Genomic DNA, 14,885 nt, shown 5'->3' with positions numbered 1-14,885 from the left:
GGATAACTGTATCAAATCCAGTTGTTTATAATTTTTTTACTAGCTTTAATGCCATCTTTTTTTCTTGGCCTAAAACTAGAGAAGCTGTAATTTAGTGCCAACTCACCTGTAATGTTCTCCCACAGAGGGATTTAGCCATTGAACAGGGGTATAAATTTGCTGAATAATACATATATATTACAACTATGCTACTGAAAAACTCATTTTCCGACAGCACAGTAGAATACCTACTCTATTGCTACAGTCCAATTTCATTACTAAATCCCTAAATTATATATATTTCGTGACAACTAAATTAAACTTATTACTCAACTTTTAGTTAAAATATTTAAAGCTTTATGTGCAACTTCTTCAGCGCGAAGAGAAGTAACTTTTTGATACCGTAATGTAGTTTGAATATGCTCGTGACCCATTAATGCTCGCAGTTCCTCAATCCCCATTAAACCAACTCTTTCAGTGGCAAAAGTGTGCCGGAGGTCATGCAAGCGGACTCCCTTGAGAATATTGCTTTGAGCAATCAAATCACTCCAAATACCATGAACTCTACTATAGCTAAGGCGTGTAACTTCTTTAGTCAAAGGATTTTGGGCAGTAAACAGTGCCTTCACAGTCGCATCTCGATAAAAATCAACGTAAAATAATAACGCTTGTTCAGCATCTTCACTATAGAAACACCAGCGTTGCTTGTTCCCTTTACCAACAACCTGAAATTTTCTTGCACTCATATCAACCTGTTCTAAATTCAAAGCCAAAAGTTCACCAATTCTAGCTCCAGTACGGTGTAATAATCTTACAATAGCGTGCATCCTAGCATCTGGAGCAACTAGCGAATAAAGCACATCCAATTGTTCAGGATTCAAATAACGAATTCGTTGGTCTGTAGTGTGTTCTCCCTGTTCTTTTTGTGGTTTACGCAACTTCAAACCCACAATAGGATTGGTAATAAGATAACCCTCTTGTACAGCAAAATTAAACAAAGCTTGAATGATAGCTTGATGACGATGGTGAGTAGAAACAGACAAATGTTTTAAACCATCCAAGTAATCAGACAGCAGTTGACGACTAACAATTTCGACAGGTAAACGACCATACTTTGCTAGTAATGACATCAAAGTAAATTCATAAGACTGCTGTGTACTTAAACTTAGTCCAGGACGCTCTAAAAACTTTGTAGCCAATTGAGCTAAAGTTATTGTCATAAAAAGTGATAATTTCTGAATACTGAATTAACACTTATAGAACTCAAAGATGTAGACTAAAATTCAGCCTTTTTTTACATATTGTTATGTATACTATTGACCAACAAAAATTACCCCAGTCAGGTGAAACATTAGCTCAATACATCTACCGACTGCGAACAGATGCTAAACTATCACAACAAAAATTAGCAGAGAAAGCAGGAATTCATCTGCAAAGCTTAGGCAAACTGGAGCGAGGTAAAACCAGTAGAATTAATCAAACAACCAAAACAGGTTTAGCAACAGCACTATCAATTCCCACTGAGTATTTAGATGCTGTTTGCTATGGATTACCTGTTTCTCTCATAGAAACCCCAAAATTTTGTCCCAATTGCTGGACTCCAGGCGAAGAACCAGACCCTGCATGGACTTTACATCGAGCTAAATATTGTCTAATCTGTGGTAGTAGTCTGCGCTCTACTTGTAGTAACTGTGGCCAATCATTGGCCTCATTCACACACAAATTCTGTCCACATTGTGGAAGTTCCTATAAACAGTTAACCGTAACTAAAAAGCGGTAAAATTGTGTCTTACTATGAGTTCTAATAACATCCTAAAAGGACCGAATTTATCTATTAACCGAACTAGGGAAAAAGTATATTAATAAATATAAGTAATTCACACGGAAATTGAAGCAAAATTGGGAACTGAACGAACTAATTGAAGAGTGGACTTTACTTCCACAAGAAAGAGAGTTATTAAAGAATAAGATTGGTGTAAATCGTCTGATATTTGCAGTTTTACTCAAGTCTTTTCAATATACTCATAAGTTTCCAGATTTACCAAAAGATATTCCCTTCAATGTAATTGAATATCTGGCATCTCAAGTAAATATATCAGCTTCTGAATATCAGAATCATCAATGGCAAAAACGCTCAATAATGCGTTTTCGTGGTGAAATTCGTGACTATTTAGGCATCAAAAAAGCTACAGTTAAAGAACTTAAAGAAATGGCTGATTGGCTCCGAACAGAGGTTTTGTTTACTGAGTCGAGTTTTGAACATCTTTTAGTCGCTGTTGAACAAAGATTTTTCCAATTACAAATAGAACGGCCTACTGATGAGAGAATAGAACGCTTAATCCGTTCTGCTTGTCGTCAATTTGAAGATAATTTATTTCAGAATATCTACAATAATTTAAGTCAAGTAACTAGAAATAATATTGATAGTTTGATTGAAACAAGCTCCGGAGATAATAAACAGGAATTATCTTGGAAACCATCTTTATTTAGTTATCTCAACTCTGAACCAGGACGTGCAAGTTTAGACAGTTTCCTTCAAGAAATTGAGAAGTTAGAATATCTGCGAACTATTCAAATTCCAGAAAATTTATTTAACAATATTTCTCCCAAAGTATTACAAACTTATGCGAGTCGAGCAGCAACAGAACATCCACGAGAATTACGTTGGCATCCTGAACCAATTCGCTACACTTTGGTTGCAGCATTCTGTTGGTTAAGACTGAGAGAAGTTACTGATAATTTAGTAGATTTGTTAATCAGAATTATACATGGAATTAGTAGAAGAGCAGAAAAAAAGGTTGATACTGAACTAATTAAAGATTTTAAAAAAGTAGGTGGAAAAACTAATCTACTTTATCAAATAGCTAATGTTAGTTTAGAGAATCCTGATGGTGCTGTTAAAGAAGTTATCTATCCTGTTGTAAGTGAAAAAACTCTTAGGGATTTAGTCAAAGAATTTAAGTCTTCAGGTACAGTTTATCATCAAAAAGTACATACAATTATTCGTTCTTCTTACAGTCGTCATTATCGTCGGTTAGTACCTAAGTTATTATCAGTGTTGGAGTTTCGCTCTAATAATGAAATTCATCAACCAGTTATTAAAGCTTTAGAATTACTCAAAAAATCTTGGGAAACTACGCAAAGATATTATCCTCTTAATGATGAAATACCTATAGATGGTGTACTCAAAGTTGGCTGGCAAGAATGGATGATTGAAAAAGATAGTAAAGGTAATGAGAGGATTAATCGTATTAATTATGAAATTAGTGTACTGACTGCCCTTAGAGAAAGATTAAGATGTAAGGAAATTTGGGTAGTAGGTGCTAATCGTTATAGAAATCCAGAAGAGGATTTACCTGTTGATTTTGAAGCACATAGAGAAACTTACTATCAAGCTTTAAAATTGCCAATAGATCTAGAGAGTTTTATTACTCCTTTAAAGAAGGCTATGTCTGAAGGTTTAGCTACTTTAAATGATGGACTATTAAATAATAAAAAGGTAAAAATTTTACAGAAACACAATGGTTGGATTCGTGTTTCACCTCTAGAAAAACAATCAGAACCTGTCAATATTCTGAGACTAAAAACTGAATTGGTACAGAAATGGCCAATGACGAGCTTGTTGGATGTGTTGAAAGAGGCTGATTTGAGAGTTGGTTTTACTGATAGTTTTAAAAGTCTTGCTAGTCGAGAAGCTCTTAACAAAGATGTTTTACGGAAGCGATTATTACTTTGTTTATATGGGTTGGGTACTAATACAGGATTGAAACGGGTGAGTGATGGTACGCCAGATGTAGATTACCATGAGCTTTCTTATATTAAGCGACGTTTTATTCATAAGGATGCTTTAAGAGAGGCTATTGCTTCTGTTGCTAATGCCATATTTAGGATTAGAAATCCTCAGATTTGGGGTGAAGGGACTACGACTTGTGCGAGTGATTCCAGGAAGTTTGGAGCTTGGGACCAGAATTTAATGACGGAATGGCATATACGCTATGGTGGTAGAGGTGTGATGATTTACTGGCACGTTGAGAAAAAATCCACCTGCATTTATTCTCAATTGAAAACTTGTTCTTCAAGTGAGGTGGCAGCAATGATTGAGGGTGTACTGCGCCATGATACGGAAATGACGGTGAAGAAAAATTTTGTGGATACTCATGGACAAAGTGAGGTAGCTTTTGCTTTTTGTCATTTGTTGGGTTTTGAGTTGATGCCAAGATTGAAAAATATTGGTAGACAGAAATTATATCGTCCTGAAAGTGGGGTGTCTGAAAGTTATTCACATCTATTGCCTATTTTGACTCGTCCAATTAATTGGGATTTAATTCGTCAGCAATATGAGCAAATGGTGAAGTATACTACTGCTTTGAGGTTGGGTATTGCTGAACCGGAAGCGATATTACGTCGTTTTACTCGCGCTAATCTTAAACATCCTACTTATCAAGCTTTGGGTGAGTTGGGGAAGGTGATTAAAACGATTTTTTTGTGTCAATATTTGCATTCTGAGGAGTTGCGTAGGGAAATTAATGCGGGTTTGAATGTAGTGGAAAATTGGAATAGCACTAATAATTTTATTTTCTATGGTTATAGTGGGGAAATGGCTACTAATCAGCCTTCGGAACAGTTGTTGGCGGTTTTGTCTCTACATCTATTACAGGTTTGTTTAATTTATATCAACACTTTGATGTTGCAACAAGTTCTCTCTTCACCCAGTTGGGAAGGTAAGTTGACTCAGACTGATCGACGTGCTTTAACTCCTTTGATTTATAGTCATATCAATCCTTATGGTACTTTTGAGTTGGATTTGGCGAAGCGATTGAAGATTGAAGTCGGAGAGAGGGTGGGGTGAAGGATTTTGGTTGGCTAAAGTTATCTCCTAGACGGCATTACAGGTGAGTTGGCACTAAATTACAGCTTCTCTAGTTTTAGGCCTTCTTGTTCAATTTTTGAATCTAACTTCTGGACATCACTTTTTTTACGGGGTTCACTTTCCACAATTAACCATCTTTGTTTGACACCAGCATAAGTGACTTCTTGCTCCAACCATTTATATCCTTTTTCTTGAAGCACCCTGATTATTTCTTGAATTTCTGGATCTGTTGAAGAGGGAATTTTTACTTTTTTCAGGTCTAATTCAATTACTTCTTTAGCTTTTTTTAAAGTCATTGGAACTCTAGTTACCCATTTTAAATTAGAGATTAATTTCAGATTTTCTTGGCTATATAGGGCACTATCACAGACCATAATACTATCTAGTTTGATCTGTTTTTTGACCTCGGTTAAAATTTGTCCAAATACTGCTTTATCTGATTCATTCCCATCCGCAGCTCTCATAAACAATGGTATTCCACTATCACTACTAACAACTAAATCTAATACACATTGTTTTAAATCTGGCCGATGGTCACGAGAGTATCCCTTTGTAATTAATATTGGTTTTTGTTCATAATTTTCTGTAGATTCAATTTGATTATATTCTCCATGTACATGAAATGATGTTGAATCTAAGTGAGCATATTTCGTCTCTATTTTGAATTTTTTAATAATTAGTAATCCTATTTCTATAAATAAATTCGTTAACCCTAAATCATAAATTGCATCCATCACTCTACCGATTTTATCATCATTTAAATATTCACTATTTATACCTACACCTAATAATTTTTCTACAGCCTTGTCTTCAAAGAAATGACTAAATAAATATAACGGACGTGATACCATTCCTAATCCGTTGAGAATTAAAGCTTTAATTACTTGTCCAGATGTAATTTTTTCTCTATTATCTACTCCCAATTTTTGGTTAATTATTTCTACAATTTTTATCTCATCAATTAGTCCCGCAACTATTCCTAAATGGTCAAGATTTTTAATTGTTATTTCTTCCATCTACTGACATTTTTTGATACTAAATAATAACGCAATCATAAAGTTTATGATCTCACTTGCAGCTACTAAACGTCATAAGTAATTATACTCAATTCAATAGATGGTTTTTCTGTAACCTATCGTAATTCAAATTGAAGTGCGGAATGTGGGATACTAACTATTTCCATTACAATAGATTCTTTTAGCCAAAGTTGAATCTATCACAAAAGGATTTTCATTGCCCTGATATGTAGCAATTAAATGAGAACGAATCATCTCTGTATCATCAACAGGGTCAGCAATATTCCACTGACAAAGTATTTCTTTTTGCTCTGGAAAAAAGTTAGAATCTTTAGCATTAGCTTGCTCTCTATATACCGTGTAGAAATAAAACATTGCACGAGCTACATCACCCTTTTTCTTTTCTCTTGGTTCAAATTCACTTCCAGTTAAAGATTCACTATAATTATCAATTTCTGTAATGGGTTGTTCTAGTAAAATTTGATTATTTATCCACCATTTATCCGTTAATGAATCATTAATTTCTGCAAAAGGATTATTGCTCCGTTGACTATTTACCCGTTCATAAGCAGGAAAAAGACTATGCAAATCACTCTTAGCAGAACCTATTGCTCCCTTACTTTGAGGATAAATATGCTCGGCATTAATATGATTTTGATATGCTGTCTTTCTAGGAGTAGATGAATTGGGGTCTAAATCAATACTATAGCCAGTGTATATGCCCTGAACTACACCATCATGGTTATCAATTTTTGTATACATAATATCTCTAGCCATGTCATAACTAAAAGTTTTCTTTGGAGCATATTCTTTAGCTACTTTGTTCAATAGTTCTATACCATTAACATCTGGCATAATTGATTCTAGTTGACTACTTTCTAAGTTAAAAGCTATTCCATTAGATGAAAAGTTAACTAGAAAAAAGCAACTTAAACAGACACATAATAAGATTTTTTTAACTAATTGCATAAGTATTTTTTTCTCTTTTACACAAATAAATTTTCACGCTCCTAAAATTCTAACTTCTGCACAGCTCGAAACGAAGCGTCTCGGAACTCCGCCGATCATAACGAAGCAGTAGTCACACCAGCTAACTTCTGGAAAATCACCGAATAATTAATAATTAATAATGAACAATTAATAATTGAAAAACATCTTGCTAGCAAGATACTGTCTTATCAACAAGCACCTACACAGAATTGATTACCTACTCTAATTCTCTGTAACTCTTGCAGTAAAAAGGTTTCAATTTTGGAAAATGTGTAATTAATTTTGTGTACCTGCTTATTAATGCTCCGAATAGCGATAATTGTTAATTATTAATAATTAATTGTTAATTGCTGAAAATATCTACTTGAGCATCCAAGAACTCACAACACTCGTGTCCAGTATTAGGACACACCCATAGCGCATCTGTACTTGGCCACTTTTAGCCAGAGAACAAACATAATAGTCCACAGACAATTTCTGTGATTACCGAATAATTATTAATTATTAATTGCTTAAAGCCATCTGCCTCAATTAATCAAACAAAAGTCTCTTCACCAACATACTCACTTCAACTATTTTTTTTAGCTATCCAGTTGCTCAAAAAACGTTTTTTCGTGTATTGTAGACTGTTAAGTATGATAATGCGTTTTTCCGTACTTAAATATTATGTCTGATATTGTTGTTCAATCTTCTCTACCTCTGGCCTCTCACTCTGACTTGTTGGAGGAATTATTGGCTGACAAGCGTAGTCCTAATACTCGTCATGCTTATGCTAAGGATTTGAAAAGCTTTTTTCAATTTCTGGCGGGTTCTGACCCGACTCCGGAGTTGGTACAGCAGTTTTTGAATTTGGAGAGAATGGAGGCGATCGCTTGGGTGATGAAGTATCGGCAACATCTTTATGGTCGTGGGTTGAAGAGTGCTACGGTTAATCGTCGAATATCTGCGATAAAGTCTTTGGTGAATTATGCTCGGAAAGTGGGGCAATGTAATTTTACTTTGTCTGATATTCAGAGCGATAAGGTTCGGCCTTATCGAGATACGACTGGCATTCCTGCTGCTGAATATAAGAAGATTTTGGCTGTGCCGGATCGTTCTTGTTTTGGGGGGAAGAGAGATTATGCTATTCTGAGGTTATTATGGGATAATGCTTTGCGCCGTTCGGAAGTGTCGAAGTTGGATATATCAGATGTTGATTTGAGTGGACGTGCGTTGTGGGTGTTGAGTAAGGGTTGGGGGGATGAAAAGCAGCGGGTGAGTTTGACTCTTAAAAGTGTGGAGGCGTTGCAGGATTGGTTGATGGCTCGGAAGGAGTGGGATATTAATCAACCTTTGTTTATTCGACTTGACCATTCTACTTGGGGAAAAAGGTTGGGAGACCATGCTATTTATATGATGGTACGACGGTTGGCAACGGAGGCGGGTATTGAGAAGTTGATGAGTCCCCATAGGGTGAGGCATAGTAGTATTACGACGGCTTTGGATAAGACTAATGGGGATGTGAGAAGGGTGCAGAAGTTATCTCGTCATTCTAATTTGAATACTTTGCTGATTTACGACGATAATCGTCAGGATTTACAGAAGGAAATTTCTGATATTTTGTCTATGGAAGTTTGATTAACAATTAATAATTAATAATTAATAATTATTGCTTGCTGGAACATTAAAAATTGAGCATATTATACTTATTAATCAGCGAAAAATTCAGGTGACAACTCTATCCTTAGTTGTGCTAATGGCTGTCGCCCTACAGGGATAAAAAAAATCATTTTCAACAATTCCTTTATTATAGAAGAGGTAATTATTAATTATCGCTCACCTAATAATTAATAATTGGACAAATCAGGTTTTCAGCCTCCCCTTTTAATTAATAATTGAGTTGGTGGTTTTGAGGGAGATAGTTTCTGAATAATTGTTAATTATTTAAGAAGGGGTAATTATTAATTATTAATGCTCCATTCAGCAATTAATAATTAATAAGAGAATATTTTCCTAAATATACACTCTTCAATTATTCAAGGGTAGACTATCTCACTAGCTTTATGCTTTACCTAATTAATTATTAATTAATTAGGTAAAGCATAATCCTTGACAACAGCCTAATCGGCTGATAAAGTTGCTAAGAGCAACTAGCACCTCAATTTCACAATTTGGTAGTCTCTTGCCTATTTTTCCTAGACAAAAGTTATAGTTTCCTTTTATACAACCAAATACTAAGTTTCATCAATACCTCTACCAACATCCGATTGAATCCTGGTGTTGTTGAATCTATTAAATAGACCTCTTGCAAAAGTTTTTCGTGATACAATAGAAAGTTATTCTTTTTTGGGCTTTGCTCCGCAGCAACTATCATAAAACAGCGATCGCTAATCGTCAAAAAATAATTAAGTAGCCGTGTAAAAATAACTTGAACAATTTAAGCTATTGTTCTCGGCTTAATCATATAATTCTATTCACCATGAAAAAAGTCTGGCTCAATTTTATTAGGGTTCAAAAACTTTATTCTTTTTCTTCTGTTTTCCCCTCATAAACTTCAACAATATCTAACCCAACTTTATAAACAATATCCATTAATTCTTTTGGTTTTACTACTTTGATATGACCGCAAAATGGAATAACCCAACTTAAAAAACTTACATCTTTTAAACTCCAACGAGGTAACTTTACTTCAAACCGATGGGGAAAATGTTCATCTTTTGTACCAGGCAAACAGAAAACTTTTTTATACTCTTCATCCTTGACAAAACTACTACCTTTAGGAGGAGGTGACATTTTCAAATTTCTGGATGGAAACCGTTTAGTTTTTTCACAGGCAAACTTAAATTTTTCTTCATTAAACCACAATTCAACTGTTACTATTACTTCCTTTTTCTCTGAGGAGTTATTACTCAAAAATTTATTTTGGTCTTCAGCAGAATAACCTAAAAATATCCCAAAACTAGCATCTAAAAGTTTTTGTAACTTTTGTAAATGTGAGTGCTGTTCTTTCTGAGAACGAGACTGGCCTAAATATTGATTAATATATAACCTATCTAAACGTTCAAACCGTAACAAACCATCATCAGAACCTCCCTCACATTCAAAACCTAAATACCAGGCATCATTGAAAAATACTATCTGCAATAACCAAGCAGCAAATGTTCCTTCAGCATCTCCAGTAAATTTTCCTTTACCTTGGAAGCGCCCTAACTCAACTAATTTTCCATTAATAATAATATCTTCTACTACTTCGAGTTTCCGAGATAATACATTTTTAGAGAGCAATTCTAAGTCTATCATTGATTGATGGGCGATCGCTCTGACTGGATAAGGTTTTTCTGTTTCTATTTTAGAATAACCTATCCGCTGGCGAAGCTTTTCGTAAGTAGAGAAAGTTATGGGATCTTCCATACTTTTAACTTGCGCCTGCAATATATTCTGTAAATGTTTTAATTCAGACTGGGATAAAATTCCTGTACCTGCAAAATAACCTTGTCGCATGGGAAAATCTGGTAATATTTGATATGGTTTGAGAATATTTTCTACATCTTTACGAAATTGGTCTCGACAGTCTCCTCCCATTCCTGGTTGTTGGGATAGGGTTTCTGCAAAAACGTCTAAACTTTTTTTATTGCCGTTTGGAAGAAATGGTTGGTTTAATATCAGACGAATGGCAGTCATTAACCGTTTAAATGGAGCTACATCTGAGTAGGGATGGGGAACGATGTGTCTGTCTGGGTTGTTTTCTTTTATCCACCTCCCATCACCAGGTTTTATCCCCCTCCCGTCGCCCTTTGAAAGAGGGAAGCTAGAGCTAGATGTTGCCTTTCCCTCTTTCTCCCCCTGCAAAAGGTTTTCTTTTCCCTCCTTACAAAGAGGAGTTTGAGGGGATAAAGTTAGGAGGGATATTTCGTCATCTAATATTGCAGCATCAACAGTTTGCCCCTCTGCTACGATGCCGTTACTTTCTAACCAAGCTAAGTCCGTGGCGATCGCTTCTCTGTCGGCATAAATTTCTCCTTTTAATTTAGCCATGACTGCTACTATTTCTGCTAAAGCGTCGGGAAATTCTGGTAGTTCGTTAAATAGGTTGGTTAGTACATCGGGTGTGGTTTCTTGTAAATTACCGAGACCGGGATATTGAATGAATAGGGAGATTAAATGTATCAGGCGATCGAAGTCTAGAAGTCGGGAGTAGGAATGAAATTCTAGGGAGGAGGAGCGGTTTTTGCGGTTAATATTGCTGCGGGTGAGGGAGTCGATTTTTTGCTGTATTGTTTTGTGGTTGAATGTGCCAATTTTAATTGTCTGTACTGCTGCAAAGCCTTCTGCTACTAAAGGCGGAAAGTTTTTCAGGGATTGAAACATTTTTTCGATGATGTTTTCTGGTACTTGACGGGTGCGTTGTTTATTCCATTTTAGGCAGATGGGGAGGGGGGTTTTCAGATGCCATGCTATCCAGTCACAGTTTTGTTGGGGTAGTTTTTGTAGTAGTGCCATGCGGTAGGGGCGTTGGGCGTTGGTGGCATCGTAGATGACGGGGATGCCTGCGGTGATGCTTTCTGAGATTTGAGTTAGGAGGATGGTTTCTATGTCTTGCCAATTTCCTTGGATGGTTTCGTTGCCATAGAGTTGAGCGCGTATTGCATCTGTGGAGACGGTGGTGTAGTTGTCTTGGGTTGAGAGTTGGGTGGCAAAGGTGGATTTGCCTGATGCTGGGGTGCCGATAAGGAAGTGACAGATTAAGGGTTTGTTCATTTGTGGTGTTTCTGATTGAATCTATGGTTAAGTTTTGCAGTGTGAAATTTGGGGTGATTAACTGTTGAATGAAAATTGTATAAAGTAGTTGCTATTTGTAGAAAAGTGTTGTAATATTAAACAGGTACAGGACTTAAAATGAATTATAGCGGGTGAATGCGACTTGTTGACAGACATATTATTAACCGAACACATAACTTTTGGCGGGTGTGTGATGAGTTAGCCTTTAAATCAAAAAACTTGTACAACTTGGCTAACTATTATTGTCGTCAGCATTTTTTCAAGTGTGGAAAAAGTCTAGATTTAACTAAACTGTACCACACCACCAAAGATAGGGATGCCTATAGAGCATTACCAACTAAAGTATCAAAACAAATAATAAAATGCTTGGTTGCAACTTGGCGTGGTTATTTTCAGGCTATAAAAGAATGGTCAAAACATCCACAAAAGTTTTTAGGCAAACCCAAAATACCAAAGTATAAAAATAAAACTCAAGGTAGGAATGTAGTTATATACTCAAAAGAATCAGTCTACAAAGCCCCTCTAAAAGATGGTATTTGTCACTTATCAATGAGTGAAATCAAAATACCTGTAGTTGTGGATACTGTCATCGAAGTCAGGATAGTACCTGCTACGAGCTGCTATATAATTGAAGTAGTGTATGAAAAAATGAATCAGCCACAAATACACTCAACATATGTAGCCGGAATAGACTTAGGAATTGACAGATTAGTAGCTCTATCTACAAATAAGCCTGGTGTTAAGCCTATGCTTGTTAACGGGAAGCCACTAAAAAGTGTTAATCAGCTTTACAACAAGCGTAAAGCGAAGTACCAAAGTCATCTCAAAGGCAACAGAAAAACTAGCCGTAAGATAGAAGCGTTAACCTATCACCGAAATCGTTTTGTGGAGAATTATTTGCATAACACCAGTTTCTTAGTGGCCCTTGTATTTAACCACAAATAATATTGGTACTGTAGTCATAGGAAAAAATGATAACTGGAAACAAAGTGCAAATATGGGCAAAAAAAACAACCAAAATTTTACCCAAATACCACATGATAAGTTAGTCAAGCAAATTACTTACAAATGTCAGCTAGCAGGAATCAAGGTGATTGAAACAGAGGAAAGCTATACAAGCAAAACATCTGCCCTTGATCTAGAGCCACCAATAAAACATGAAACTTATAGGGGTAAACGAGTCAAACGTGGTTTATTCAGGAGTGGAACTGGTAAAGTGATTAATGCTGACATTAATGGCAGTCTTCAAATTTAAGACAAGAAATTCCCAGAGGCATTTACTGGCGAGGGAATAGTGAGCTGCGCCGAGAGCGCCAGTGTTGGTTAATCCAATATCAAGATAAAAGCTGTCACGATTTTCTACAGTTTTTTTTCGTACGGTGAAGCACTAGAGGAAAGTATATACTTCAGGCGGCTAAGAGAACTAGCCGTTTCCATTAATTCCGCTTCAAACGAAGCACTAGAGTTATCTGAATGAGGATAAGATTAATGACTAAGGAATTGTGTTTCCATTAATTCCGCTTCAAACGAAGCACTAGAGTATACTCTATATTTGGAGAGAAACAAATGGCTACTATTGTTTCCATTAATTCCGCTTCAAACGAAGCACTAGAGCCAAAAAGCAAGAAGAAAATCTTCAATTAGAGCTTTTTGTTTCCATTAATTCCGCTTCAAACGAAGCACTAGAGGTAAATTTGTATTGCCAGGTGCTAACAATGAATAGTATTGAAAGTTTCCATTAATTCCGCTTCAAACGAAGCACTAGAGTAGGTCAGGTAAACCTGTACTTATTATACTAAATTGATGTTTCCATTAATTCCGCTTCAAACGAAGCACTAGAGACATATGACAGAACTGGTAATTGTGACGATGCTTCTGTTTCCATTAATTCCGCTTCAAACGAAGCACTAGAGCATGGTCCAATTCAAATTTTCGATCATACCAAAACTAAGGAATCGTTTCCATTAATTCCGCTTCAAACGAAGCACTAGAGAATTAGATAAAGTTCAAATGGAAGCTAACAAATATAAAGATGTTTCCATTAATTCCGCTTCAAACGAAGCACTAGAGTCTTGCGTTTTTTGTGCATACTTATCCTCTGCAATGTTTCCATTAATTCCGCTTCAAACGAAGCACTAGAGTTAGGTAATTTCTCTCCTCCTTAAGGCTGTGAGATACCTGTTTCCATTAATTCCGCTTCAAACGAAGCACTAGAGTATTTGGTACATTAGGGTGTTCTGTGGCATTAGCAGATGTTTCCATTAATTCCGCTTCAAACGAAGCACTAGAGAAGTTGGCAACCAGACTCCGGAGCCGGAGTTTAAGGGTTTCCATTAATTCCGCTTCAAACGAAGCACTAGAGGCTTTATCAGGTGAAACCCCCAAACCTAAGCCAACACCAAATGGTTTCCATTAATTCCGCTTCAAACGAAGCACTAGAGTATTAGTTTTTGTTGCAACAGTTGTTGCAACAGCTTACTTGTTTCCATTAATTCCGCTTCAAACGAAGCACTAGAGGAATTATTACTTAATATCTGAAAAAAATGACTACTAACAAGTTTCCATTAATTCCGCTTCAAACGAAGCACTAGAGTTTTCTCCGTTTCATTGGAAACACTATTTGCCTTTCTTGTTTCCATTAATTCCGCTTCAAACGAAGCACTAGAGAATACATACCTACAATTAGTTCACTCTTATAAACAAGAAGTGTTTCCATTAATTCCGCTTCAAACGAAGCACTAGAGCAGAAATTAAATGCAAGACATATGACAGAACTGGTAATTGTTTCCATTAATTCCGCTTCAAACGAAGCACTAGAGTCTTACTGGCAACAGCAACCACAGAGGCTCAATGCAGGTTTCCATTAATTCCGCTTCAAACGAAGCACTAGAGGATGAAAGCCATGTAACAGACGCTGGCTGGGCCAGTGTTGTTTCCATTAATTCCGCTTCAAACGAAGCACTAGAGCCGCGGCGGGACAGTGATGATGACGTGCAAGACTGGCTAGTTTCCATTAATTCCGCTTCAAACGAAGCACTAGAGTTGTGTTACTGATCATGGGGTCAGCAACTCCATACTGTTTCCATTAATTCCGCTTCAAACGAAGCACTAGAGACTCAAAGAAGACCGCTTCTATTGCAGAGCCTTCAAGTTTCCATTAATTCCGCTTCAAACGAAGCACTAGAGTGAGTCACCACAATTAAGCCAGTTTATGATAATCATAGACTGGTTTCCATTAATTCCGCTTCAAACGAAGCACTAGAGGTTCAAAA

General features: G+C 36.3%; 8 protein-coding genes, 1 pseudogene and 1 CRISPR repeat array (1 of these 10 cut by a window edge). Of the genes and pseudogenes, 5 read left to right on the top strand and 4 right to left on the bottom strand.

Features of this window, described 5'->3' with window-relative positions:
• Positions 1-308: 308 nt before the first annotated feature.
• Positions 309-1,199 carry a tyrosine-type recombinase/integrase gene (locus F6K22_RS02385; RefSeq protein WP_293092851.1) on the bottom strand — a complete coding sequence of 297 codons (891 nt, stop codon included), beginning with the start codon at positions 1,197-1,199 and terminating at the stop codon, positions 309-311.
• An 86-nt stretch (positions 1,200-1,285) separates the two neighbouring features.
• Here F6K22_RS02385 and F6K22_RS02380 point away from each other — a divergent pair, with 86 nt between their 5' ends.
• Both F6K22_RS02380 and F6K22_RS02375 read left to right on the top strand, forming a co-directional pair.
• On the top strand, positions 1,286-1,759 hold the full coding sequence (locus F6K22_RS02380; protein WP_293092849.1) for a double zinc ribbon domain-containing protein: 474 nt from the start codon (positions 1,286-1,288) through the stop codon (positions 1,757-1,759).
• A gap of 108 nt (positions 1,760-1,867) precedes the next feature.
• Positions 1,868-4,828: a Tn3 family transposase gene (locus F6K22_RS02375; protein ID WP_293092847.1), complete on the top strand. Its 2,961-nt coding sequence runs from the start codon at positions 1,868-1,870 to the stop codon at positions 4,826-4,828.
• A gap of 65 nt (positions 4,829-4,893) precedes the next feature.
• Here the strand turns inward: F6K22_RS02375 and F6K22_RS02370 are convergent.
• Together F6K22_RS02370 and F6K22_RS02365 are read right to left on the bottom strand one after the other, a co-directional pair.
• A pseudogene (locus F6K22_RS02370) lies at positions 4,894-5,865 on the bottom strand (IS1634 family transposase); the annotation flags it as partial.
• A 153-nt stretch (positions 5,866-6,018) separates the two neighbouring features.
• A complete protein-coding gene (locus F6K22_RS02365) occupies positions 6,019-6,834 on the bottom strand; it encodes an endonuclease I family protein (RefSeq protein ID WP_293092845.1) in 816 nt (271 codons plus the stop codon).
• Positions 6,835-7,521: 687 nt separating this feature from the next.
• Here F6K22_RS02365 and F6K22_RS02360 point away from each other — a divergent pair.
• Entirely contained in the window at positions 7,522-8,472 is a 951-nt protein-coding gene (locus F6K22_RS02360; protein WP_293092843.1) for a tyrosine-type recombinase/integrase, read from the top strand.
• A gap of 882 nt (positions 8,473-9,354) precedes the next feature.
• Here F6K22_RS02360 and F6K22_RS02355 read toward each other — a convergent pair.
• The gene (locus F6K22_RS02355) at positions 9,355-11,592 is read right to left on the bottom strand and encodes an AAA family ATPase (protein ID WP_293092841.1); all 2,238 of its coding nucleotides are present in this window, start codon (positions 11,590-11,592) and stop codon (positions 9,355-9,357) included.
• Between the two features lie 156 nt (positions 11,593-11,748).
• Here F6K22_RS02355 and F6K22_RS02350 point away from each other — a divergent pair, with 156 nt between their 5' ends.
• Both F6K22_RS02350 and F6K22_RS02345 read left to right on the top strand, forming a co-directional pair.
• Positions 11,749-12,558, top strand: coding sequence for an RNA-guided endonuclease InsQ/TnpB family protein (locus F6K22_RS02350; protein ID WP_293092839.1), 810 nt, complete (start codon positions 11,749-11,751; stop codon positions 12,556-12,558).
• 52 nt (positions 12,559-12,610) lie between these two features.
• The gene (locus F6K22_RS02345) at positions 12,611-12,868 is read left to right on the top strand and encodes a zinc ribbon domain-containing protein (protein ID WP_293092837.1); all 258 of its coding nucleotides are present in this window, start codon (positions 12,611-12,613) and stop codon (positions 12,866-12,868) included.
• A gap of 174 nt (positions 12,869-13,042) precedes the next feature.
• Positions 13,043-14,885: direct repeats of the CRISPR family, unit length 36 nt; unit sequence GTTTCCATTAATTCCGCTTCAAACGAAGCACTAGAG (it continues 1,206 nt past the right edge of the window).

The sequence above is a fragment of the Okeania sp. SIO2F4 genome (assembly GCF_010672385.1).
Classification (GTDB): Bacteria; Cyanobacteriota; Cyanobacteriia; order Cyanobacteriales; family Microcoleaceae; genus Trichodesmium.
Note: the sequence above shows the minus strand (reverse complement) of the source record. Positions and strands in the feature narration are given on the sequence as shown.